This window comes from Candidatus Binataceae bacterium (assembly GCA_035508495.1).
In the GTDB taxonomy this organism is placed as follows: Bacteria; Desulfobacterota; Binatia; order Binatales; family Binataceae; genus JASHPB01.
Map to the genome: position 1 here is coordinate 29,137 of DATJMX010000046.1, position 24,023 is coordinate 53,159.

General features: G+C 61.4%; 23 protein-coding genes. 18 read left to right on the forward strand and 5 right to left on the reverse strand.

Features of this window, described 5'->3' with window-relative positions; all coding sequences use genetic code 11:
• Positions 1–50: 50 nt before the first annotated feature.
• The 10 genes from trpE to lptD all read left to right on the forward strand — a co-directional run bounded on the left by trpE (position 51) and on the right by lptD (position 11,434).
• Positions 51–1,556, forward strand: a complete 1,506-nt coding sequence (gene trpE / locus VMA09_15155; GenBank protein ID HUA34945.1) for an anthranilate synthase component I — start codon at positions 51–53, stop codon at positions 1,554–1,556.
• A 4-nt stretch (positions 1,557–1,560) separates the two neighbouring features.
• Positions 1,561–2,151, forward strand: a complete 591-nt coding sequence (locus tag VMA09_15160; protein ID HUA34946.1) for an aminodeoxychorismate/anthranilate synthase component II — start codon at positions 1,561–1,563, stop codon at positions 2,149–2,151.
• Positions 2,148–3,176, forward strand: a complete 1,029-nt coding sequence (gene trpD, locus VMA09_15165) for an anthranilate phosphoribosyltransferase (protein HUA34947.1) — start codon at positions 2,148–2,150, stop codon at positions 3,174–3,176. The genes VMA09_15160 and trpD overlap by 4 nt, the downstream gene beginning before the upstream one ends.
• On the forward strand, positions 3,173–3,973 hold the full coding sequence (gene trpC / locus VMA09_15170) for an indole-3-glycerol phosphate synthase TrpC (GenBank protein ID HUA34948.1): 801 nt from the start codon (positions 3,173–3,175) through the stop codon (positions 3,971–3,973). Before trpD ends, trpC begins: the two co-directional genes overlap by 4 nt.
• Position 3,974: 1 nt before the next feature.
• A complete protein-coding gene (locus tag VMA09_15175) occupies positions 3,975–4,580 on the forward strand; it encodes a phosphoribosylanthranilate isomerase (protein HUA34949.1) in 606 nt (201 codons plus the stop codon).
• Positions 4,561–5,754 (forward strand): tryptophan synthase subunit beta, encoded by a 1,194-nt coding sequence (gene trpB / locus VMA09_15180; GenBank protein ID HUA34950.1) that lies wholly within the window; start codon positions 4,561–4,563, stop codon positions 5,752–5,754. Before VMA09_15175 ends, trpB begins: the two co-directional genes overlap by 20 nt.
• The gene (trpA, locus tag VMA09_15185) at positions 5,754–6,602 is read left to right on the forward strand and encodes a tryptophan synthase subunit alpha (protein HUA34951.1); all 849 of its coding nucleotides are present in this window, start codon (positions 5,754–5,756) and stop codon (positions 6,600–6,602) included. The genes trpB and trpA overlap by 1 nt, the downstream gene beginning before the upstream one ends.
• Positions 6,595–7,458 carry an acetyl-CoA carboxylase, carboxyltransferase subunit beta gene (gene accD, locus VMA09_15190; protein ID HUA34952.1) on the forward strand — a complete coding sequence of 288 codons (864 nt, stop codon included), beginning with the start codon at positions 6,595–6,597 and terminating at the stop codon, positions 7,456–7,458. Before trpA ends, accD begins: the two co-directional genes overlap by 8 nt.
• A gap of 171 nt (positions 7,459–7,629) precedes the next feature.
• The gene (locus VMA09_15195; protein HUA34953.1) at positions 7,630–8,940 is read left to right on the forward strand and encodes a folylpolyglutamate synthase/dihydrofolate synthase family protein; all 1,311 of its coding nucleotides are present in this window, start codon (positions 7,630–7,632) and stop codon (positions 8,938–8,940) included.
• A gap of 22 nt (positions 8,941–8,962) precedes the next feature.
• On the forward strand, positions 8,963–11,434 hold the full coding sequence (gene lptD, locus VMA09_15200) for an LPS assembly protein LptD (GenBank protein HUA34954.1): 2,472 nt from the start codon (positions 8,963–8,965) through the stop codon (positions 11,432–11,434).
• A 15-nt stretch (positions 11,435–11,449) separates the two neighbouring features.
• Here the strand turns inward: lptD and VMA09_15205 are convergent, their stop codons facing one another.
• The gene (locus VMA09_15205; protein ID HUA34955.1) at positions 11,450–12,352 is read right to left on the reverse strand and encodes a decaprenyl-phosphate phosphoribosyltransferase; all 903 of its coding nucleotides are present in this window, start codon (positions 12,350–12,352) and stop codon (positions 11,450–11,452) included.
• Positions 12,353–12,460: 108 nt separating this feature from the next.
• Between VMA09_15205 and VMA09_15210 the strand changes: the two genes are divergently transcribed.
• A complete protein-coding gene (locus VMA09_15210) occupies positions 12,461–13,522 on the forward strand; it encodes a phosphotransferase family protein (protein HUA34956.1) in 1,062 nt (353 codons plus the stop codon).
• A gap of 235 nt (positions 13,523–13,757) precedes the next feature.
• On the forward strand, positions 13,758–14,591 hold the full coding sequence (locus VMA09_15215) for an enoyl-CoA hydratase-related protein (protein HUA34957.1): 834 nt from the start codon (positions 13,758–13,760) through the stop codon (positions 14,589–14,591).
• Between the two features lie 11 nt (positions 14,592–14,602).
• On the opposite strand, the gene VMA09_15220 is transcribed toward VMA09_15215, so the two are convergent.
• Positions 14,603–15,457: a hypothetical protein gene (locus VMA09_15220; GenBank protein ID HUA34958.1), complete on the reverse strand. Its 855-nt coding sequence runs from the start codon at positions 15,455–15,457 to the stop codon at positions 14,603–14,605.
• A gap of 63 nt (positions 15,458–15,520) precedes the next feature.
• Between VMA09_15220 and VMA09_15225 the strand changes: the two genes are divergently transcribed.
• Positions 15,521–16,177 (forward strand): NUDIX hydrolase N-terminal domain-containing protein, encoded by a 657-nt coding sequence (locus tag VMA09_15225; GenBank protein HUA34959.1) that lies wholly within the window; start codon positions 15,521–15,523, stop codon positions 16,175–16,177.
• Between the two features lie 505 nt (positions 16,178–16,682).
• Here VMA09_15225 and VMA09_15230 read toward each other — a convergent pair.
• The 3 genes from VMA09_15230 to VMA09_15240 are packed head-to-tail and all read right to left on the reverse strand — an operon-like array spanning position 16,683 to position 19,234.
• The gene (locus tag VMA09_15230) at positions 16,683–17,468 is read right to left on the reverse strand and encodes an ABC transporter permease (GenBank protein HUA34960.1); all 786 of its coding nucleotides are present in this window, start codon (positions 17,466–17,468) and stop codon (positions 16,683–16,685) included.
• Between the two features lie 4 nt (positions 17,469–17,472).
• On the reverse strand, positions 17,473–18,474 hold the full coding sequence (locus tag VMA09_15235) for an ATP-binding cassette domain-containing protein (protein HUA34961.1): 1,002 nt from the start codon (positions 18,472–18,474) through the stop codon (positions 17,473–17,475).
• A 58-nt stretch (positions 18,475–18,532) separates the two neighbouring features.
• Positions 18,533–19,234, reverse strand: a complete 702-nt coding sequence (locus VMA09_15240; GenBank protein HUA34962.1) for a hypothetical protein — start codon at positions 19,232–19,234, stop codon at positions 18,533–18,535.
• A gap of 12 nt (positions 19,235–19,246) precedes the next feature.
• Between VMA09_15240 and VMA09_15245 the strand changes: the two genes are divergently transcribed.
• From VMA09_15245 to VMA09_15265, 5 genes are all read left to right on the forward strand, one after another.
• On the forward strand, positions 19,247–19,513 hold the full coding sequence (locus VMA09_15245) for a hypothetical protein (protein ID HUA34963.1): 267 nt from the start codon (positions 19,247–19,249) through the stop codon (positions 19,511–19,513).
• Positions 19,458–19,994 carry a TspO/MBR family protein gene (locus VMA09_15250; GenBank protein ID HUA34964.1) on the forward strand — a complete coding sequence of 179 codons (537 nt, stop codon included), beginning with the start codon at positions 19,458–19,460 and terminating at the stop codon, positions 19,992–19,994. The genes VMA09_15245 and VMA09_15250 overlap by 56 nt, the downstream gene beginning before the upstream one ends.
• Before the next feature lie 506 nt (positions 19,995–20,500).
• Positions 20,501–21,811, forward strand: coding sequence for a DUF1329 domain-containing protein (locus VMA09_15255; protein ID HUA34965.1), 1,311 nt, complete (start codon positions 20,501–20,503; stop codon positions 21,809–21,811).
• 155 nt (positions 21,812–21,966) lie between these two features.
• Complete coding sequence (locus VMA09_15260; protein ID HUA34966.1) at positions 21,967–22,314, forward strand: DUF1329 domain-containing protein; 348 nt, start codon at positions 21,967–21,969, stop codon at positions 22,312–22,314.
• Between the two features lie 116 nt (positions 22,315–22,430).
• Positions 22,431–23,102, forward strand: coding sequence for a DUF1329 domain-containing protein (locus VMA09_15265; protein HUA34967.1), 672 nt, complete (start codon positions 22,431–22,433; stop codon positions 23,100–23,102).
• The last annotated feature ends 921 nt before the right edge of the window (positions 23,103–24,023 follow it).

Here is a 24,023-nt window from a genome sequence, read left to right on the forward strand (position 1 = left end):
TTTTTGCAAGCGGCGCGGACGACGAAAGGATTTGAAGTGGGAGAAGTACGATGCTGACACCGAGCGAGCGCGAATTCGAAGATCTCGCGAAACAGGGATTCAATCTGATCCCGGTCTTTCGCGAGGTCGCCGCCGATCTCGAGACGCCCGTTTCGGCATTCCTCAAGGTCGCGCGCGAGGACTATGCCTTCCTGCTCGAGAGCGTGCGCGGCGGCGAGAAGTGGGGGCGCTACACCTTTCTCGGCTCGGAACCCTCGATAGTCATTCGCGCGCGCAAGAACCGGATGGACATCATCAGGCCCGGCCGCGGCGTCGAGGTGCGATCGATCACCAACGCTTTCGAGGAGTTGCGCGCCGAGGTCAAGCGCCTCCGTTCGCCCGAGTTGCCGACTCTGCCGCGCTTCTCAGGCGGAGCCGTGGGATTTCTCGCCTATGACATCGTGCGGTGCTTCGAGAAGATTCCTGAAACCGCGCACGACGATCTCGGTGTTCCCGATCTATACCTGATGTTCACCGACACGATGCTGTGCTTCGACAACGTGCGGCAGACGCTGAAGATCATCGCCAACGTTCCTATCGAGGAGTTCGCGACGACGCATCTTGCCTATGAAAGCGGGCGCGTCAAAATCGATAACATCATCGAGCGGCTGAAAGGTCCTGCTGTGCTGCCGCATCCCGAGGCCGCGACTGCCCCGATAGCCAGCGATGCGACGATCACGTCGAATCAAACCCGCGAAGGTTACATGGCGATGGTCGCGGCGGCCAAGGAATACATCGCGGCGGGCGATATCATCCAGGTGGTGCCGTCGCAGCGCTTCGAGGCTCCCCTGACGGCGCATCCATTCAACATCTATCGCAGCCTGCGCACCATCAATCCGTCGCCCTACATGTTTTATCTGCGGCTCGGCGATCACACGATCGTTGGAGCGTCGCCCGAGGTGATGGTTCGAGTCGAAGGCCGCGACGTAACGCTGCGGCCGATCGCGGGCACGCGCCGCCGCGGGGTGACGGAGGCCGAAGATAAGGCGATGGAAGAAGAGCTGCTCGCCGATCCCAAGGAGCGCGCCGAGCACGTGATGCTCGTCGATCTCGGGCGCAACGACGTCGGCCGCGTGTCCGATATCGGCTCGGTCAAAGTCACGGAGCTGATGGTCGTCGAGCGCTACTATAGCGTGATGCATATCGTGTCGAACGTCGTGGGCAAGCTGCGCGAGGGCCTCGATGCGTTCGATGCGTTCGCAGCTACGTTCCCGCAGGGCACGGTGTCTGGTGCGCCGAAGATTCGCGCCATGCAGATTATCGACGAGCTTGAAACGATGCGCCGCGGCGTCTATGCGGGCGCGGTCGGTTACTTCAGCTTCACCGGCAATACCGACACCGCGATCGCGCTGCGCACGCTGCTGATCAAGAACAATCGCGTTTACATGCAGGCGGGCGGCGGCGTCGTGGCCGATTCCGATCCCGGCGCCGAGTTCGAGGAGTCCGTCAACAAGGCGCGCGCGATGGTCCGTGCGCTGCAAGCGGCGCGCGACCTCGAAGCCGAGGCGCGGAGGTAAAGCGATGTCATCGAAAGCACCGCGAATCGTGATGATCGATAACTACGACTCGTTCACCTACAACCTCGTGCAGTATCTGGGCGAGCTCGGCGCCGACGTCGTCGTGAAGCGCAACGACGCGATCGATGTGAGCGGCGTGCGCGCGCTGCATCCCAAGGCGGTCGTTATCTCGCCGGGGCCGTGCACTCCCGCCGAGGCCGGCATCTCCGTGCGGCTCTTGAAGGAGATGGCGGGTGAGATTCCGATTCTCGGCGTGTGCCTCGGCCATCAATGCATCGGCGAGGCGTTCGGCGGCAAGGTCGTGCGCGCGGCGCGCCTGATGCACGGCAAGACTTCCCCGGTCATTCATGACAACAAGACAATCTTCGAGGGACTGCCCGAGCCGTTCGATGCGATGCGCTATCATTCGCTGATCGTCGAGAACGCCACGCTGCCCGCGCATCTCGAAGTCAGCGCGCGCACGGCTGAGGACGAGATCATGGGGCTCAGGCATCGCGAGTTTCCGATCGAGGGCGTGCAGTTTCATCCCGAATCGATCTTGACCTTCGAAGGCAAGCATCTTTTAAGGAACTTTCTCGATCGGTACGCGAAATGAGCTTTGCCCACGACGCGCTGGTCGCGGCGATCGAAGGCCGCACGCTCACCGACGCCGAAGCTGAACGCGTATTCGGCGAGATCATGGACGGCGAGGTTCCCGACGCTGTCGTGGGAGGATTTCTCGTCGCGCTCAAAGTCAAAGGCGCCGAAGCGGGTGAGATGACCGGCGCGGTGCGCGCGATGCTGAAGCGTGCGGTGCCGCTGAATCTGCGTGACGGCGAGGTGCTTGACACCTGCGGCACGGGGGGAGATGGAGCGAGCACCTTCAATATTTCCACCGGCGCGGCGCTCATCGCGGCGGCCGCGGGAGTGCCGGTTGCGAAGCATGGCAATCGCGCGATCAGCGGCACGGTCGGCACCGCGGATCTGCTCGAAGCGATGGGGATCAAGATCGATCTCGATCCCGCCGGCCTTTTGCGCAGCCTCGATTCCGCCGGCTGCTGTCTGATTTTCGCGCCCGCGTATCATCCTGGTCTTCGCCGCCTGGCGCCGCTGCGGCGCGAGCTTCGCATCCGCACGATTTTCAATTTAATTGGCGCACTCGGAAGCCCCGCGCGCCCGCATTATCATTTGTTTGGCGTCGCCGATCCGGGACTCATCATGGGGATGGCGAAGACTCTCGTTGCGCTCGGAACGCGGCGCGCGATGGTCGTACATGGGCAGGGCGGCGTCGATGAGATCTCGCTCGCCGGGCCGACTCGTATCGCCGAGGTTCGCGAGGATAGATCGATCGTGGAATACGAAGTCACGCCGGAGCAGTTCGGGATCGAGCGCGGCGATATTCGCGCACTGGTCGTCCGTGATCTCGACGACGCCGTACACATGATGCGCACCGCTCTTGCGGGTGGTAGAGGGCCTGCGCAGGATGTACTCGCGCTCAATGCCGGCGCGGCAATTTATCTCTTCGGCAAAGCGAAGTCGCTCGCGGACGGCGTCGCGCGAGCTTTCGAGGTAATTGCGTCGGGAAGTGCTTTGGGAGTGATTGAAAAGATGAAGCAGGCGAGCCAGGTGACTCAGTCATGAGCTCGATGCTCGATAGTATCTACGCGGCCAAGCGCGTCGAGCTCGACCAGCGCAAGCAAGCGGTGCCGCTTGAACAGATCAAAGAAATGGCGATGAAAATGCCGGTGCCGCGCGACTTCGTTGGCGCGCTCAAGCACAAGCCGCTCGCGATAATCGCCGAGATCAAGCGCGCCTCGCCGAGCAAGGGCGATATCCTGCCCGGCCTCGATCCGATCGCGGTGGCTCGCGATTACGCCGATACCGGCGCAGCCGCGATTTCCGTGCTCACCGACCGGCACTTCAAGGGCACGCTCGACGATTTGCGCGCGGTGCGGGGCGCGGTTTCGATCCCGCTGCTGCGCAAGGACTTCATGTTCGATCCGTACCAGGTCTACGAAGCGCGCGCGGCGGACGCAGATTGTATTTTGCTGATTGCTGCGATGCTCTCGCATGACGAGGTGCGAAGTCTCGCCGCGCTCGCGTCGGAGCTTGGGCTTGCAACGCTCGTCGAAGTTCACAACAACGAGGAATTCAAATTCGCGCAGGGCATCGACACAAAGCTCATCGGCATCAACAATCGCGACCTGCATACCTTCGTCACCGATATAGCAGTGACGGAGCGGCTGCTCGCGAGCTATCGCGGCGATGCGCTCGTAGTCGCGGAGAGCGGCATCAACACTGCCGTTGACATCGAGCGACTCTACAACGCCGGAGCGCGCGCCTTTTTGATCGGCGAGAGCCTGCTGCGCGGCGGTAATCCGCGCGCGCATCTCGCGGAGCTGCTCAACTCGCGCTCGCGCACCGAGGCGCATAAGTAAGATGACCACGCGCGTGAAAATCTGTGGAATCACGCGCGTGGAAGACGCGCTCGCCGCGATCGAATTCGGTACCGACTTCATCGGGATCAACTTTTACGCAAAGACTCCGCGTTATATCGGTGACAAGGCGCGCGCAGTGCGCGATGCGATCGGCGGTCGCGCGCGCGTCGTCGGCGTTTTCGTCGATGCGCCTCGCGATTACGTCGAACAACGCCGCCGCGAGTTTGCGCTCGACCTGCTCCAGTTCTCTGGCAACGAGCCTGACGACGCGGTGCAAGGCTGGGACGTTCCTGTCATCCGCGCGCTGCGCATCAAGCCCGAGCAGGCGATCGATCTCGCAAGCGGCATAGCCGATTACATCCTGCTCGACGCGTTTGATTCGAAACTGTTCGGCGGTACGGGCCATCGCGTTGCGCTCGAGCGTTTGCGCGGTCTCGATTTGAGCCGCGTGTTCGTTGCCGGTGGCCTGAATCCCGACAACGTTGCGGAGGCCGCCGCGCTGCATCCCCATGCCGTCGATTGCGCGAGCGGGGTCGAGTCGGCGCCCGGCATCAAGGATCATGACAAGATGAGGAGTTTCATCGCGAATGCCAAATCTACCCGATAGCCACGGCCACTTCGGCCAGTTCGGCGGAAAATATGTGGCCGAAATTCTGATGCCGGCGCTGTTCGAGCTCGAGCAGGCCTACAAGGACGCGCGGCGCGACCCGGCCTTTCGCAAGGAGCTGGCCGAGCGCTCGCGCGAGTACGTCGGCCGTCCCACGCCGCTCTACCTGTGCGAGAACCTCACCGCGAAGTTCGGCGGCGCGAAGATTTACCTGAAGCGCGAGGACCTCTGCCACACCGGCGCGCACAAGGTGAACAACACTCTCGGTCAAGCTCTGCTAGCTGTCAGGATGAAGAAGACACGCATCACGGCCGAAACCGGCGCCGGACAGCATGGCGTCGCGACTGCGACGATGGCGGCGCTCTTCCAGCGCGAGTGCGAAGTCTTCATGGGCGCGGTCGACGTCGAGCGCCAGGCGCTCAACGTCTTTCGTATGAAGCTGCTCGGGGCGAAAGTGACCAGTGTCGATGCCGGCAGCCGCAGCCTCAAGGACGCGATGAACGAGGCGATTCGCGACTGGATCGCAACCGTGAGCAACACTTACTACCTGATCGGCAGCGCCGCAGGACCGCATCCGTACCCGATGATCGTGCGCGACCTTCAGTGCGTGATCGGCAACGAAGCGCGCCGCCAGGTGATCAAGAAGGAAGGGCGCCTGCCCGACGTGCTGGTCGCGTGCGTCAACGGCGGCTCCAACGCGATCGGAATTTTCTATCCGTTCATCAAGGACAAGAATGTGCGCCTCGTCGGCGTCGAGGCCGCGGGCCTCGGTATCAGCGGTCCGATGCATGCCGCGACGATGGCGCTCGGCCAGGTCGGAGTGCTGCACGGCAGCAAGAGCTATCTGCTGCAGGACGAGCTTGGGCAGGTGCGCGAGACGCATTCGATCGCGGCGGGCCTCGACTACCCCGGCGTTGGCCCCGAGCATTCTTATCTGAAGGATAGCGGGCGCGCCGAGTACCACTCCGTTACCGATGCCGAGGCGCTCGACGCGCTCAAAACGCTGTCGGAGAACGAGGGCATTATTCCGGCACTGGAAAGCGCGCACGCCCTCGCGCATGCGTTCAAGCTCGCGCCGACGCTGTCGAAGGAACAAATCATGATCGTCAATCTCTCGGGCCGCGGCGACAAGGACATGCAGACCGTCGCGAGCGCATTTGGAGTTTCGCTCTGATGGCTCATACGAAAAGAATCGCGGCCAGGTTCAAGGAGCTTCGCGCACGCAACGAGGCGGCGCTGGTGCCGTTTATCGTCGCGGGCGATCCCGATCTCGATGCGACGCGGCGGCTGGTGCTCGAGCTCGAAGCGCGCGGCGCCGATATTATCGAGCTGGGCGTGCCGTTTTCAGATCCGATGGCCGACGGTCCCGCCAATCAGCGCGCAATCGCGCGAGGCCTCGGCGCAGGCGCCTCGCTCGCGGCGATCCTCTCGATGGTCAGCGAGTTGCGGCACGAAACGCAGATCCCAATCGTGCTGTTCGGCTACTACAATCCGATTTTTCACTATGGACCTGAGCGTCTTTGCGCCGACGCCGCCAAGGCGGGAATCGATGCGCTGCTGGTGGTCGATCTGCCGCCGGAGGAAGCGGGGGAGCTCGCGCGCCCCGCGCATGCGAACGGCCTCGATATCATTTATCTGCTCGCGCCGACGACGCCGCTCGAACGCAGCCGCAAGGTTGTCCGCAATGCCAGCGGGTTCCTTTATTATGTGGCGGTCGCTGGTGTGACCGGCGCGCGTGCGCAGCTTCCGACCGACCTGAAAGATCATATTGATGCGCTGCGCCCGGTAACCGATCTGCCGCTCGGCGTCGGCTTCGGCATCTCGACTCCTGAGCAGGCGGCGCAGGTGGCGACCTTCGCCGATGCGGTCGCGGTCGGCAGCGCGATTTCGCTGGTGATCGAAAAACACGGCAAGTCGCCCGAGATGGTCAGCGCGGTTGGCGAGATGGTTGGCGCGATGAAGGCTGCGATGCGGCAGGCGCGCGGCGGGCACGCAACCCGGATGGAGCAAACCGATGGCTGAGCGACAAATGGCAACCCAGGCGCAGCAGGCGGCGAGCGACGAGATCTGGTCGAAGTGCCCCGGCTGCAGAGAGATGGCGTTTCGCAAGGAAGTCGAGCGCAACCTGAACGTGTGCCTCAAGTGCGGGCATCATTTTCGGTTAACTGTCAGTCAGCGCCTCGCGATCACGGCCGATCGCGGCTCCTGGCGCGAGATGTTTGCCGACCTCGCGATCGGCGACCCACTCGGCTTCGTCGATAGCAAACCTTATCCGGCGCGGCTCGCGCAGGCCCGCGCTGAGAGCGGCCGCAACGACGCGGTGGTCGTGGGCCTCGCGAAAATCGAGCAGATTCCGCTCGCGCTCGCGATCATGGATTTCGAATTCATGGGCGGCAGCATGGGCGTCGTCGTGGGCGAGAAAATCGCGCGCCTGTTCGATGTGGCGACGCAGAAAAAATTGCCGGTGATTGTTTTCGTCGCATCGGGCGGCGCGCGGATGCAAGAAGGTGCACTCTCCTTGATGCAGATGGCGAAGGTATCCGCGGCGATCGCGCGGCTGCGCGACGCGCGCCTGCCGTATATCGCCGTGCTATGCGATCCGACGACCGGCGGCGTGGCCGCATCGTATGCGATGCTCGGCGATCTCAACATTTCCGAGCCGGGCGCGCTGATCGGATTCGCCGGCCGCCGCGTTATCCAGCAGACGACGAATCAGCAACTGCCCGACGACTTCCAGCGCGCCGAGTTCCTGCTTGCGCACGGGATGCTCGACGCGATCGTGCCGCGACATCAGATGAGATTCACGCTCGCCCGCCTGCTCTCGATGCTGACCCGCAAACGCAGTGTCGCGAAAGCATCGGAAGCGAAGAGGAAGTAGGGGAGCGTGAAGGGGCGTCCGGCGCTCTAAATACGGAGACAGAAAGAAGACTCACCACGAAGGCACGAACGGCACTAAGTCAGAGATATTTGAAGCGGCCAGTGGAAAACGGTTTGGGCGTCCCCCCGCTGCCTTCCTTGCGTCCGATGGGGCCGGTAAAATTCGGGCCGGATGGAACGGCTAACTAAGACTCTTGATTGGCTCTACTCGCTCGAGGCGCGTGGCGAAATCTACAAGCTCGAGCGGATGGAGAATGCTCTCGCTCTCATCGGGAATCCGCACAAACGGCTGCGCGCGGTACATATCGCGGGCACCAAGGGCAAAGGCTCCGTCGCTGCGATGCTCGACAGCGTGCTGCGCGCCGCGGGTTTGCGTGTCGGGCTCTATACCAAGCCGCACCTGGTGAATCTTTCCGAACGCACGCGGATCAACGGCGCGGAGGTTCCGGCCGCGCGGATGCTCGATTACATCGAACGCCTGCGCGCGATCTTCGATGGCGCCAACATGGCGCTGACGTTTTTCGAGTTCACCGTCGCGCTGATGTTTCTTTATTTCGCCGAGGAGAACGTCGATATCGCTGTGATCGAAACGGGGCTCGGCGGACGCCTCGACTCGACCAACGTCGTAATGCCGATCCTGAGCGTGATCACGCCGATTGGCTTCGATCACATGGAGTACCTGGGGCATACGATTCCCGCGATCGCGTCGGAGAAGGGCGGGATCATCAAGAATGATGTGCCTGTCGTGATTGGCGCGCGCGATCCGGAAGCGCGCACGACGCTGACTTCGATCGCCGGTCAGCGGCGCTCGGCGGTGCGTCTCATCGATCGCGACTTCAGCTTCACCTCGCATGCCCCGGCGCATCGGATCGACTACCAGGGCCTCGGACTGAACCTCAACGGGGTCGAGCTCGCTCTTGCCGGGCCGTTTCAGCACGAGAACGCGGCGATCGCGATCGCGGCCGTCGAGGCCCTGCGCGCGCTCGGCTGGAAGATCGACGAGCCGCATATCCGCCAGGGGCTGCGCGAGATGTATTGGCCGGGGCGCTTCGACGTCGTGTCGCGCCGCCCGTTGGTGATTCTCGATTGCGCGCACAATGAGATGAGTATTGCGGCGCTGCTCGAGACGCTGGCCGTCGAGCTCGGTCCGACGATCAAGCCGCGGCTGATTTTCGGCTGCCTCGCGGACAAGGAATGGCAGCGGATGGCCGCGATGCTCGCGCCGCGCGTGCGCGATGTAACCCTGACCAAAGTGAAGCCCAAGCGGCCGCTCGATCCTGAAAATCTCGCGCCGCATTTCGCGCATCAGGTGCCGACGCGCGTTATTCGCGAGCCGCTCGAGGCCGTCGCGACGCTGCTCTCTCAATTGGAGCCCGACGAAGTGGCGCTTGTAACAGGTTCCGTGTATCTTATCGGCGAAGTTTATCCGTACTTCCTGGCCCGTGAGGGCCGAAGCGGGTTGTTTCCTGAGGCGGGCGTATAAAAAACTCTGGCTAGTCGCGATTTTGGCCACTCTCGCGTGGAGGCCATCGCTCGCCGCGGCCCAACTCGGCAGCAACACGGGCGGCGCTGCCCTTCCTGGTTCAGTTAGCGCCGAACATGAAGAACCGGTTAACGTCACCGGCCAGGAAACGATCTTCGATTCCAGAAACGACGTATTCACGGTCAAGGGCGACGCCGTCATGACGCAGGGCGGCAGTATCCTGAAGGCCGATCAAATCCAGGTCTATCGCCGCCAGCGTCAGGCCGTAGCCACTGGCAACGTTCATCTTGTCGATCCCGAGGTCGAGCTGTGGGCAACCAAGGCGAGTATCGACCTCAATCGCGAGACGCTGGTGCTGTACGACGCGAAGGTCTTTGCCAAACAGAATACCTATCATCTGGCCGGGCAGAAGGTTGAGAAACTCGAAGGCCAGAACTACGCAATTACCAAGGGATTCTTCACGACCTGCGGATGCCGCAAGGACACCCCCGATTGGTCGATCACGGCCGACCAGATGGACGTTGGTGTCGGCGGCAGCGGCACCGCGCACGGGGCGGGTTTCGACGTGTTGGGCGTGCCGATCATGAAGATGCCGTACGCAACGTTCCCGGCCGATACGACCCGTCACAGTGGTCTGCTATCGAGCCGCGAAGGCGAGTCGGGATTGCGCGGTTTCCAGTATTTCCAGCCTTATTATTTGGCGATCAACAAGAGCTCCGATGCGACGGTCGCGTTCGACCTCGAGACTTCGCAGCGCGTTGGCGGCCTCGGTGAATATCGCCTCACCAACGGCGCCGACGATTATTTCTGGGGCGATGCTGCTTACTACAACGAGGCGATGCGCACCAATGGCAATCGCCAGGAAGACATTGTCGATAACCAGATCGCAAATCCCACCATCCCGCAGAATCGCTGGGACGGAATCGCGATGGCGCGGCAGCATCTTACCGACGACCTGACCCTTTACGGAGACGCGATCACGGTCAGCGACGCGCTCGAACTGCGCGAAATGAACACGTGGACACTGTCGCGCGGCTTCGGCAACAACTTCGCTTCGTTGCGCGACGCGACGTCGCACTTCGGCGTCCTCGACTCGTACGAGGACGGCTACGCCAACATCGAAGGTACCTTCAATCAGGACTTGATCCAGCCGCAGACGTTTGCGCTTCAGCGTCTGCCGGCCGCGACGCTGATCGGCAGGGAGCAGATGCCGACCGGTTTCGGCTTTTTCGACTACGACGCCGACGTCACGAATTTCTATCGCAACGAAGGACAGAGCGGCTGGCGCTTCAACGCGACGCCGCAATACACGCTGCCCGTGCGTTTGGGCGACTATGCGACCCTCTATGGTTCGGCGGGCGTGCTCGCGAACGTATGGGAATCGCGCGGGAATCTGCTCAATATCACACCGGTCGGTAGCGACGGGCTCGTTTATAACAACGGCGTATCACTCGGCGCTCCGCTCACGACTCAATGGCAAGCGCGCGCCATCCCGTTTATGTCGACGGGAATCTCGACCGTCCTGGACCGCGTCTTCAATATCAACGGGACCTCGGTCGAGAAGCTCAAAAACACTATCGAACCGTTCGTCGACTACAGCTACGTGCCGCGCATTAACCAGAGCAACACGCCTTTGTGGGATCAGAACGATCGTATGGAGTCGCGGAGCCTTGTGACCTACGGCTTCACTACTCGCCTGTTCGCCAAGGTCAAGAACAAGCCGAGCACCGAGGACACCGACCAGGCACCTGACTTGATGCCTTCGGAGAACGGGCCGATCGTTGGCCCATACAATCAGCAGGGCAACGATTTCAATCTGATACCGCAGGGGACCGGCCAGAGCATCCGCGATGGCGAGCATGTTGACGAGCTGGGCGAGTTGACGATCCAGCAGGCGTACGATCCGTCGCATGATATCTCCGTCGACTCGTCGCATATCTCGGACCTGCAGGGAATCATGTCAGTCTATCCGACTTCGATCGCGTCTGGGGGTTCTGAGGTCGACTACAACCCGCGCGGCCATGCCGGAATCACCTACAGCAGCGTGTTCGTGAATTTGCAGCCGCCTTGGAGCGCCAGCGCGGAAAATCGACCGAAGGTATACATGGGTCGCTCGCTCGAGGGCTCGTTCCTGCAGTTCTCGTACAACTACGTCAATTCGCAAAACACGGTCATCCAGAGCACGAGCCGCAGTGGCACTCAGTACGGAAGCGCGCGCGCTTATACCGATATCTTCAAATATCTGGGGGCGTATTTCGGCCCGAGCTACGACTTCTCTGCCGGCCGGCTGCTCGACGCTGAGTACGGTGCGCGGCTCAAATCGTCATGCGATTGCTGGGCGGCGGATATGGCCTTGATTCAGTCGTACAATCCGAACGAAGTCCAATTCCAGTTCCAGCTGACTCTTGGTGGACTTGGTTCGCTGGGCCGAAGCCCATTCGGCCAGAATCCGTTCCAGAGCCGCGCACGGAGCAGTATACTGCCGTCGTACTGACCCAGCGCGCGATTCCTAAAGATAGAGCAAGGCCAGGTCGGTCAGGATCCAGAGAATGACCGACAGCATTAGCGGCGCGTCGCTAAGTAGCAGCCGCGCGGGATCGCCGCCTTCGTTGCGCTCGTCGATGAGATACAGGTAGCGCAGGATTCCGAACGCGACGAACGGCACCGTCAAGTACAGATGTTTGGTGCCGAGCTTGGTTTCGACCTCAACCGATGCCGTGTAGATCATGTAGCCGACAAGGGTCGCGCCGGCGACAATCGAGATCATCTGATCGATCAGCCGCACGCTGTAGAATTCGAGCGCGCCGCGATGCGCGGTTGCCGCATCGCCGAGCGCGATCAGCTCATGGCGCCGGCGTCCCAGCACCAGCAATAGCGCCAGCACGAAGGTGATGAATGCGAGCCACGGCGACACTTCGGCGCCGATCGCCGCGCCGCCGGCGAATGCCCGAATCACGAAGCCCAGCGCGACCGCGATTATATCGACGATCATCACGCGCTTGGCCCATAGCGAATACGTCACTTGCAGGATCGCATAGAGGAGCACAATCCCAACGAAGTCGCGGCCGATGAACGCGCTGAGAATTACCGCGAAGGCGCCCAGCGCAAGCGCCAGCCGCCGGCCCGCCTCGACGCTTACGTCGCCGCGCGCGATCGGGCGGTCGCGCTTTTCGGGGTTCAGCCGATCAGCCTCGCGATCGACGATGTCATTGATCACGTAGGCCGTGCTCGAGAGCGCACAGAACGCGATGAAGCCGAGGATGCCCAGCGCCAGGTCGTGCGGCACGAACATCCGCTTTGCAAACACCAGTGCCGCCAGCACCAGCGCGTTCTTGACCCACTGATGCGGCCGCATCAGGCGCAGCATCGCGGAGCGGTTGTCGCGCGCCTCAACTATCGCGGCCGAAGCCATGGCTCAACGTTGTACCGATGCGATACGGCGGACCGCAAGGTGGGGCGTGGGCATGCCCTGCTTGGCGCTCTTGACCATCATGCTGAAACCCGCAAATTGTACGATCCGATGAGTAACGAATCACACGAAAAAACTGGACCTTCCGCGACAATCGATCTGAACGGGCTGAAGCGCTTTTTCGAAGAGCGCAAGCTCGGTGACACGCGCGAGCTTCGCAGCGAGAACATCTCGTTCGGCCACTCCAACGAGGTCCATCTCGTCCATTTCGAGGGCAAATCGTGGGCGCTCCGGCGTCCGCCGCGCGGGCCGCTGCTGCCGACCGCGCACGACATGATGCGCGAGTACAAAGTCCTTAACGCGTTGCAGAACACTCCCGTGCCGGTGCCGCGTGTTTATGCGGCCTGCGAAGATCCGGCGTACATCGGCGCGCCTTTCTATTTGATGGAGTATGTGAAGGGCGAGGTTATCCGCGCCGACGGCAAGCACTTTGCGAAAACGCCGCAGCTGCGGCGCCGCGCGAGCGAAGAGATCCTCGAGGTGCTGATCAAACTGCAAGCGGTCGATTGGAAAGCCGCGGGGCTCGAGGGCTTTGGCCGTCCCGACGGCTACCTCGAGCGCCAGCTGCGCCGCTGGACCGATCAGCTTGAACGCACTCTGCCGTACACGCGTCCACTTCCTGTCATGGACAAGGTCAAGGAATGGCTCCGCGCGCGGCTGCCCGAATCGCCCGCGCCGACCATCGTTCATGGCGATTACAAGCTCGACAACGTCATGTTCGATCCGGCCACGGTGAAGATCATCGCCGTGTTCGATTGGGAGATGTCGACGCTCGGCGACCCGCTCGCCGATCTCGGCTGGATGCTCACGTACTGGAGCGATCCCGAAGACGCCTCGTCGCAGAGCGGCATCGTTTCTAGTATGGCCAACGAACAGGGCTGGATGTCGCGGCGCGAGCTGATTGAGCGCTATGAGCAGCGGACCGGGCGCGCGATGCGCGACTTCGCCTTCTACCAGGCGTTCGCGATTTTCAAGCTCGCGATCATCCTCGAAGGCAGCTACTCACGCTACCTGCGCGGACAGGCCGACGATCCTCTCTTCGCCGGCTTCACCGAGCGCGTTCCCGCGCTAGCCGACGCAGCTTGGGCCGTCTGCCAATCAGCCAAGCGTTAGGTCAGGTCGACAGTGAGTTAGCTACGCGTTTTCGAATTCTGATCCCCCGTCCCGTGCGGGAAGGGGTTAGGGGTTAGGTCAGTGTCTGGATTTCGGAGCTCGAAAAACTCAGACAAACGACTTAACCATCTTTCCCTTCCCGCATCGGGAAGAGAAGTTGCGCTGGGCGGCTTGATTTCAGGTTATGAGGAATGTTGCGCGTCGAATGCTCGATCAATCCGGAGGAAAATCTACTATGAGCGACTACAAGTTCATCGTCGTTGAAGATCCTGAAGCCGGCATTCGGCGTATTGCGCTCAACCGGCCGGAGAAGCGTAACGCGCTCTCCAACGGCCTCCGCGCAGAGCTCTTCGATGCGCTCCGCAAGGCCGATATCGACCCGGCAATCGGCGCGATCATCCTCAAGGGCAACGGCAAATGCTTCAGCGCGGGCTACGATCTCTCGCAGGCGCCCGGAGAGCCGCTGCCGCGCCATGTCTCGCCGGGTGAAGGCGTCTGGCCGCGTCATCTGGTCGATGGATGGTTCGAGATGTGGGACATGGCGACTCCTGTCATCGCGCAAGTTCACGGTTACTGCCTCGCGGGCGGCACCGAGCTCGCGACGGCTTGCGATCTGGTTTACTGCGCCGAGGACGCGCAGATCGGCTATCCTCCCGTGCGCGCGATGTCCACGCCCGACTGCGCATATCATCCGTGGCTGATGGGGATGCGGCGCGCGATGGAGATGATGCTGACGGGCGACTCAATCACCGGGATCGAAGCCGCGGAGTTTGGCTTTGCGAATCGCGCGTTTCCGGCCGATCGCCTCGAGGAAGAAGTGCTGTCGGTTGCGCGCCGCGTATCGAAGATTCCGCGCGACCTCCAGGCGCTCAACAAGCGCGTCGTGCATCGCGCGATGGAAGTGATGGGCGCGCGCGCCGCGATTCGCTCGGCGACGGAAATCCAGGCGCTGTGTTTTCACCAGCCCTCATCGCGCGAGTACATGAAGAAGATGCGCGAGGGCGTGACCAAGGCGCTCGACGAACGCGACTCGAAGTTCAACGACTACCGCACCGCGAAAAAGAAGTAGCGTCGTGCCGATCAGCTCCGCGCGAGGCTGAACAGCGAGCACAGCCACTCGTGCGCTTGCGGATAGTGATCGAGATCGAGCACGAATTCCTGGCCGATCGGCACAGTGCGAAGGCGCGCGCAGTCCTCGTCGATGCGCCAGCGCCGCGCGTCGCCGTGCCGCGACAGTGCGGTGCGATCTTGCGGCGCGAACCATCGCGGCAATCGCCACGACGATCGTCCCGCGTACGGATTCAAATCAGTAAGGCAAAGCTCAGCCGCGAATCGCGGAAAGATTCCCGCACCAGGAATTCCCGATTCGCCGCCGAGCCACTCGCTCGCCACGTAAAGCGTGTTGCGCGCGTATTTCTGTTTCGGGCCGAGGTGCGGATGATACGCGGCCCACGGCATCTGCGATGCGGTCGCGGGCGAAACTTCTACAACTTCGCCGACCTGCATCCAGCCGAAAATGACATGAAGATTCGGCGCCCGCGGAACGAAACGTATCTCTCGCCCGCTTCCTTCAATCCGCCGAAACCATCCGAAATACAGAAAGACATCTCCCGCATCGACGCAATGACGAGCGAGATGCGCCTGCGCGGCGCCGGCCTGGCCGAAGAGCGGACGCCATCCCGAGGCGCGCGGAAGGGAATCGCGCCGCAGATCGGGATCGAGATGCGCGCCGTGCCGCGTGCGAATTCTGCCCCGTGTTAACTGCGTAACAAGTGGTGCGATCGAGCCGCTATCGATGCCGCGGACGTCGCGATAGGCGATCGACGACTTGCGATCGGGAATTGGCAGCGCCAGCATCGAGCCGTCCTCGAAAATTGGGCTCGCGCATCCGCCCCATTTCGCGTCGAATCCCTTTCGGCTCAAGATCAGTTTCATCGGTGCGCCGACGCGATATGGTATAGGGACCCCGCGCGTTCCGGGAAGCGCGCGCATTCAGCGATGGAATCATCTGAGTTGTTGCTCGAGCTTGCGCGCTTCATTGAACGCATAACCGCGATCGCTCGCACCGGCCTGGCGTTCAAGTCCGAGGGCTTCGACGCCGAGCGCTATGAGCAGTTGCTCCACGAAGCGGCGCACATGCATTCGCTGCTCGAAGGCGCCTCCCGCGACGATGCCGAAATGCTGCGCGCCAGATGGCGCAGCGAGGTAGTCGATGGTTATCACGGCTACGTCACAGCCGCGGTCGGCGTCGGCATCATCGCCTTCAACGAGCGCGACGAGATTCTCATGATCCAGCGGCCAACCGGCAAATGGTGGTATCCGACCGGCTTCTGCGACGTAGGAATTTCGCCGGCTGAAAACGTCGCGAAGGAAGCGCGCGAGGAAACCGGCCTCATCGTGCGCCCCGACCGCCTGATGGCCCTGATCGACAGCCACAAGAACGGCTCCCCCGGCCGCCACATCTATTCGCTGCTCTTCTACGCGCAAATCATCGGCGGCGAATTGAAACCGGCCCCGCTCGAAGTCCTCGACATCGGCTTTTTCCCGCTTGATCACTTGCCCGAGCCGCTCCACTGGCCTAATCAAAAGTGGGTAGAAATCGCGCGCGAGTTCCACTTCAACGGCAGAACAAAACCGTACTTCGATCCGCTATGAGTGTTCGGCCCGTTGCAGTCAGCAGGCGTCATCTATTCCAAGCGGGAACTTGTCGTCGTCGAGGAATTCCGTTCGCTGGCAGGGACAGCCTGCGGGGAACTCGGTTTCTGATTCGCGAGTGCCAAGGCAAGCGCAGCGCCTGCCCGAACGCGTGCGTCGCGATAGGATTTTTCGACGTATTGCTTGAAGGTGTCGGGATTGCTGCGGCTCGGACTGGTTTCCAAACGGTTGCGAGCCTCTTGTCGTGACGCGACGATCGAGACCTTCCAGCTTCGTTCTCGATGCCCGCGATTCTGATCTGCGTACTGCCATTTCAGGCAGTGCTCAAAGAGATTTCTCAGGTGACTCGTTAGCTCCTGCCGCTCTTTGCGAGCTATCCCTTCCAGTTCCTCTGCCAGGTTTTCCCAATCGAGGGTTGCGCGCACGCCGCCCCCGCAAGGCTACCGCCTGATCCACGCACCAGGCATCAAATTCATTATCGTCGGCAGGCATTGCCAGTTCGGCACTAGATCGTCGATGCGCGATTGGCGGTGCGCGTGGCCAATAGAAATGCGAACAGCGCGAATGCGATCGCGATCGTCACCGGACCTGCCATCGGTGCTACAGTGCCGAGCGCGGCGGGATCTGCCATGTAGAGGCCGCTGCGCAGCGCGGTCATCGCGTAGGTGAGTGGGTTCAGGCGCATCGTCCATGCGAGCCATCCCGGAGCGCCGCTCACCGGGAAGAATGCGCCCGAGAGCAGCCAGATCGGAATCAGGATCAGGTTCATGATCGCATGAAAGCCCTGCGTCGATTCGATGCGCCATGCGATGACAAGGCCGATGCTCGTGAGCGCGAATGCGATCACCGCCATCATCAATGAAGCCGTGACGACGGCGCCGACGCTCAGATGAATACCCGCGAGCGGCGCGAGAATGAGGAAGATGATTCCTTGCACCAGCGCCAGCGTAGTCCCGCCCAGCGCCTGACCAAGCACGACTGTCGATCGCGAGATCGGCGCCACCAGCACGCCTTGCAGAAATCCTTCGCGGCGATCCTCGACGGTTGAAATTGTCGCGAAGATCGCGGTGAACAGCAGCACGAGGACGATCACGCCGGGATAAAAATATTCGGCGTAGTTCATGCCCGACGGCATCCCGCTCGGGCGAAACGATGCGTTCAGTCCCGCACCGAGCAGCGCCCAGAACACCAAAGGCTGCAGCAGCGCGCCGAAGAGGCGGCTGCGCTGGCGCACGAAGCGCGTGATCTCGCGCATCCAGAGCGTGCCGGCCTGCATCGCAATCGCGGGCATCGCGTTACTCCTTCGCCGCTTCGGGCGCGGCACTTGCGAAAAACTGATGCCCTGTCAGATGAACGAATACGTCCTCGAGCGTCGGCTTGCCGAACGACACCGATTCGATTTCGCTGCTGAAACTGTCGACGACATCGCGCACGAACTCGTGTCCGCGCGGCCGCTCGACGCGAATCGTCCCATCGACGATTTGCCCCTTCACCTTGAAGCGTTGCTCGATCTTGCGCTCGAGCGCATCGGGCGCGTCGGCGTGAATCACGACCACGTCGCCGCCCACTTGGTGCTTCAACTCCGACGGCTTGTCGATCGCGACCAGATTGCCCTGGTGCAGGATCGCGATCCGATCGCATCGCTCGGCTTCTTCCATGTAATGCGTCGTCAGCACGACCGTGACGCCGTGCGTTTCGCGCAGATGCGCCAAGTAGTTGGAAAATTCGCGGCGCGCGGCCGGATCGAGTCCCGTGCTCGGCTCGTCGAGCAACAGCAGCTGCGGCTCGTGCAGGAGCGCCTTCGCGAGTTCGACGCGCCGCTGCAAACCGCCGGAGAGCGTCTCGACCAGATCGCCGGCGCGGCCAGTGAGACCTAACTGCTCGAGCATCGCCGCGCTGCGATCCTTCAGGCGCTGCCCGGAGATTCCGTATAGATGACCATGATGGCGCAGGTTCTCGGCGACGGTCAGCTTGCCGTCGAGGCTCGGATGCTGGAAAACGACGCCCAGCGATCGCCGCACCGCGAGCGTCTCACCCGCGAGATCGCGCCCGAGCATCACAGCCTTGCCCGACTGCACCGGCACGAGCGTCGAAAGAATCTTGAAGAGCGTGGTCTTGCCGCCGCCGTTGGGTCCGAGGAAGCCGAAGATTTCGCCTTGCGCGATCGTGAACGATACGTCGCGCAGCGCTTCGCGCTCGCCGTAACGAAAGCCCAGGCTAGCGCACGAAATCGCGGGACGAGTGGCGGCCGGCGTTTCCACCATCCGCTCGATATTAGTGATCGGTGAACTACTCATCGTCTGAAATTAGAGCTGATTATCGTCCCTGCGCGGAAGCCTCGCAATCGCGCGCCGCTTACGGCTCGCCGAGGCCGCCCGCAGGTTCCGCGTCCTGCTCGCGCAGTCCCATCTCCGCGCGATGCCATCCGTCCTGGAACGCGGCAGCGCGATCGGCGCCGCTGCCATGCGTGCCGTCGCCACCGGTGAAGTCGTCGCCCGTGAGCTGGTAATACTGCGTCACTTCGGTCGGATCGAGCCGTCGAATCCCGAGGCGCTCGAGGGTAAAGCCCGAGAAACGGTCGGCTGCAAGCTCGCGCTCGCGCGCGGGCTTGGATCCCGGCGTCGTGTCGCCATGCATCTGATGGCCGATCTCATGCGCGAAGATCGCATAAAGCATCGGGCGAATCGCGTCGGCGTCCTGGAGATTCATCCATCGCCCCAACAGCATGTCGAGATAGGCGCGATTGTAGAAGATGCATCCTCCGGTCGCCGCATGCGGTCCAGCTTCGCCGATGGTTTCGTACACGGGAAAGCCGGAACCGCTGGCCTCGTTGATTTGTTGGACGATCGAGACGTAGGGCTCCCCCGCGGCGCGAGCGCGCTCGCCGCATACCAGCCCCTCGGCACCGATGGCGGTAGATGGAGTAGTTGAGGAGTCGTTTCGCGTCGTCGTATGACGCTCGACGATATGCCAGTCGTTCTGAGCCGCGATCGGTCCAGTGGCCGCCGCGATAAAAATGACGGCGGCGAAGATCTTACGCCCGATGCGATAGTTCACGAGTCCCCCTTGATGCGGCTGGCGCTCGGCCGCATATCACGATCGTCCAACGGATGCGGCCGCGAGAAAAGAGGCCGCGATACGAGCGCAATCGCGATTGCGCCTCGCGATCCGTGGCGAGAACTTGGCGGCTGGGTACAATTAATTAGCGGCTCGGGCCGCCTCGGAATCTCAAGCGGCGAAAGCCCGGTTGTCAGGCATCAGTTGGTGAGCGTGCACTACGATGGACCGGCGTCAGATATCGGTATCGAAGCGGCCCGCGGCGAAGCGGCCGCCTAAATCCACCCCTGAAATTTATTGGCTCGGGCTCGCGGGGTTCATCCTGCTATGCCTCGTCGCGGGCGCGATCGGCGGCTCGTTCGCAGCGCCCGGGCTTCATCAATGGTACGCCTCGCTGAACAAGCCCGTGTGGGCGCCGCCCAACGCCATCTTCGGGCCGGTCTGGATGGCGCTCTACCTTATGATGGGGATCGCGGCGTGGCGCGTATGGGTGGCGCGCCAGGCGAAGGCGCGCCGCGCGGCCCTGGTCCTGTTCCTGGTACAGCTTGGGCTCAACGTCGCGTGGCCGCTGGTGTTCTTCACGATGCGGATGCCGGGCGCGGCGGCAGTCGAGCTCGGGCTCCTGTGGCTTTCGATCCTCGCGACGACTGTGGTGTTCTTCGGCGCCTCGCGAATCGCGGCCCTGCTGATGACGCCGTATCTGTTGTGGGCGACGTTCGCGGGTTTCCTCAATATCGCGATTTGGCGCCTCAACGGCTGAGTTCCAGACAAAATCAATCCGGCGATTGCTTCGTCCATTACCGACGAGTAAGCAAAGATCGTCGGTAAGGAAAGTCCCTCAGACCCGATCCCAATTCCTTATCTTCTGAACCCTTCTCCTTGTCCAAGAAGAGGGCAAGGGAGAGGTACACCGCCTCGCTTTGCAGCGAGCATCTCGCACTCCGCTGATATTCCCCGACCTCTACTACTAAGAGCAATTGCTCAGTTGCAAAATGCAACTGATGAGCGAATTGCGAGCACAAATACTGCGCCGCTCTGCGATGCTCCAAATTCGGCAGCATCCTTTGATTTAGTACGATTTCTTCGTCTGCGTTCGAGGGGAGCTAATGCGATTGCAGTCGCACGCGGCGCGAGCGTCCGCGTCCTGCGAATCTTTCGATCGGCTTGCCGAACGCAAACGCTGAGTGTGCGTTGGCGAATCTCGCCGTGCGCCGAATGGCATCGGCGTTGCTTTCCGGCAGCGTTTTTCACGCCGGAGGGATTCTTATGGTATCGCGAGAAACGGTCCCGAAAATTCGCAGCGGTTTCAGGCGATCGGCGACGCTCCTCGCCGCGGTGCTCGTGTTTGCGATTGCATCCACGGTGCGTGCGCAGGTCAAACCGGGAGATGTGATCACGGCCGACAACGCGGCCAAGGTGCGTGATCTCGTTTCACCCGGAGTTTACTACAAAGTGCTCCAGGGCATGTCGATGAAGATCGTGCCGACTTCACAAATAGACTGGCCGCCGCCATACCGCGACGCCACCGAGAAGTATTCGTCGCAGGTCCGCCTCAGCAAGGATAATCGCAGTCTCGTCGGTTACGTGGCCGGGCAGCCGTTTCCATTGGTCGATCCCAACGATCCCGAGGTCGCGACCAAGATCATGTGGAACAACGTGTTCCGCCCGCTGCTTACCGATGATTACGATTTGAGGTTCTATGATTGCGACAGCGTCTATGGCGGCCTCAACAAGTCATTCAGTCCCATTCAGTATTACCAAATCGGGCACTATGCCGGTTACGATCTGGTAGGACGCGTCGAGGTCGAGCCGATGCCGACCGATCCTGACTACAAGACGACAGGCCGCCTCTGGCTATTCGGTTTGTATCCTGTGCTCGCTCCGGAAAACGATCGCGGCGACGGGTTCATCCGCTTTCGCTACTCCGATCCGAATCGCGGTGACGATGACTGGTCGTGGACGCCGGGCACGCGCCGCGTGCGCCGCCTGAACGAATCGATCCTCAGCACTGCGAGTGGTCCGACGGCGTGGAATCCGGATCACTACTCAGGGTTCAACGCCAAGACCGAGGAATATGACTACAAGTTCATCGGCGAGAAGGACATGCTCGGAGTTGCCCATGCTGAACATTCGCCGGAAGTCAGATGCGCGACCGACGGCGGTGCCAGCGCATGTCCCGAAGTGTGGGAGCCGCGCCACATGTACATCGTTGAAGCGACTCCCCGGCCCGACAAGATATCCGGCGCACTACAATCGAAGACCGTGGTCTATATGGACTCGGAATCATGGTACGAGCCGTACATCGACGAATACGACAAGCGCGGCCAACTCTGGTACAACCACATCTGGTGGATGGCATTCCGCGATCGTCCGGTCGCCGATGCGCGCGTTGCTATATATCCATTCAAGCGCGAATTCGAAGTCGCCGCGGTTTCGACCGACGTGGAATCGGGCTTCGCGACAATGTGCTATCTGCCGGGCCTCGGCACGCCGGAGCGCGAATGCTGGTACATCAACATGGGCGCGGTCGATAAGAGCTTCTTCACGACCGACTCGATGGTGAGAGCGGCCCCGTAACGAAAATTCCTCAAATAGTGTTGCGGCGGATCCGATCGGGCTATCGGATCCGCCGCGCATTCAGACCATCGACAGACTGCCAGAGGCGCCTGCCTTTGAATCGCGTTGCTTGTATATAAACAACATACAATCGGTGCAATTGGCGGGAGTTCGTCGTGCGATTCTCGTGGGGTCTGCTGGTAATCTTCTCGTGTCTCTCCTCTACCGGCCTTGCACAAGCGAGCGGCATCAAGCCAGGCGACGTGATCACTCCTGACAACGCATCGCAAGTGGCTGATCTCGTCAGTCCTGGCGACTATGTGCTCGTCAAGCAAGGGATGCGGATGAAGATCGTGCCGACGGGACGCCTCGAATGGCCGCCGCCATACAAGCAGGCGACCGAGAAGTATTCGCCGCAGGTCGGCCTCACCGGGAATGGCGAATTGCAGAACTACGTCGCAGGCCCTCGGTACGTTCGATATCGAAATAGAAAGACACGTGGCCGATTCGAAAGTGCTCGATAGGCCCGTTGCTGGCGGCTGAAAAGCTGGCGATCTCAACTTCGCGCAGATCAGCGTCGTCGGTGTATTCCGGTCGGTAGCTGAAATTCCACATCACCTTCGTCGCTGCCTGAGGAACGTTGGGATCGAAGAGAGGAAACCAATTCCTACCGATCCCGAGGGAACTGGCCCCGGGATCCGCTACCGCTTCGCCGCATATCCGTTCGAGGAACCGGCCCGAGATCGAAGGATTCGGCTTCATTCGCTATCGCTATATCGACCCGAGGATGGAATACGATACATGGGATTATCTGCCGGGTCTCCGAAGAGTGCATCGCGTGGCGGCGAACGTTCTCTCCTACGTTCTACCTCCCACTTCGAAAATTTCAGGTTCGGGTCAAGGGGGCTCTGCACCTGCACCCTTCATCAATAATCTCGATGCCGACTCGACGTTTGGTTTCGCCGCGAAAATCGAGGACTTCAATTCTCGGCTGCTTGGCATCAAGCCGATGCTCGCATCGGTGCACGCCGAGAATATTCCTGCAAAACCATGCCAGTTCGACAACAGTCGAACGATCTGCCCCGAGAACTGGGAGATGCGTCAGCTCTACGTCATCGAAGCGACAGCCAAACCGGCATCGTGGACGCAGAAAATCGGAAACGACGGACTAACTATTCCCAAGCGCATCATATATTTGGATTCGGAAGGGTGGTTCATTACCGGCTCAGACCAATACGATCGCGATACGACGCTCTGGAAGACGATCGCCACCTTCAGCACGTATCGCGGTCATCCGATCCCGGACGCGTGAGTTGCGATCTTCCCCTTTAAGCGCTCGTTCCAGACCGCGCTCGTCGATGAAGACCTGCAGAGCGGTTACTCAACGGTAGCGTACACTCCGGGCCACGAAGGCACTGACCAGGAGTGCTGGTACATCAACATGGGAGTCGTAACCAAGGTACTCCTCGATCCCGACCGGATGAGGATGCTTGGCAACTGATCGGTGAGCGGCGCCGGATTGCGGCGCCGGCCAAGTTGCGTTAGACGATCAGAGTCCAGCCGGCCGCCCCCTTAGCTCAGATGGATAGAGCACAGGATTCCTAATTGTAGACAGGGCTAAATTACCAATATCAACTAGTATCAGGCGAGATGCGTTCAACGCTCTGCCGGAAGGGGTTTGATGGCCGCGAAAGGCAGGGCGTTGTGCTACTGACAGCTACTGATTGACATCGAGAGGGGGCACAAAATCGGGCACAGTGGCGAGCGATGAATTCACTACGGAATCATCCGAGTTGCGAATTTCTCCGCGGCTTCGAGCAACACAATCAATTCCTCGATAAGCCAAGTCCATCTCGTTCGTGTGGTGAGGGCATCAATCGTCCCGATCTCCGGAAGGCGAGAGGATGTCTCTGTGGGTTTCGTGCCGGGAGGTCCCCCGATGCCCGCATAAACAGTATAGTTCCTGGGCGGCGCGGTGCGGTGCGCCAAGACGTTTCGCACCTTGGTCCATTCCTGGAATTGGGTGGTTTGCAGCGGGTTCCGCTCAAAGCCTGCACCCTCAGCGCGAAGGGTGGACTCCACTCTCTGTTACATGGCTACTGTCAATGTGATTGGAGTGGTTCGCTAGAGAGTTTGTAAGGCCTATATGGCGACTGTTTTGCGAGCGGGCATCAAGATAGCCTGACGATTCAGACTAAAATCCACGAGCGGTACGCAGCTCGCGGGCGCCTCT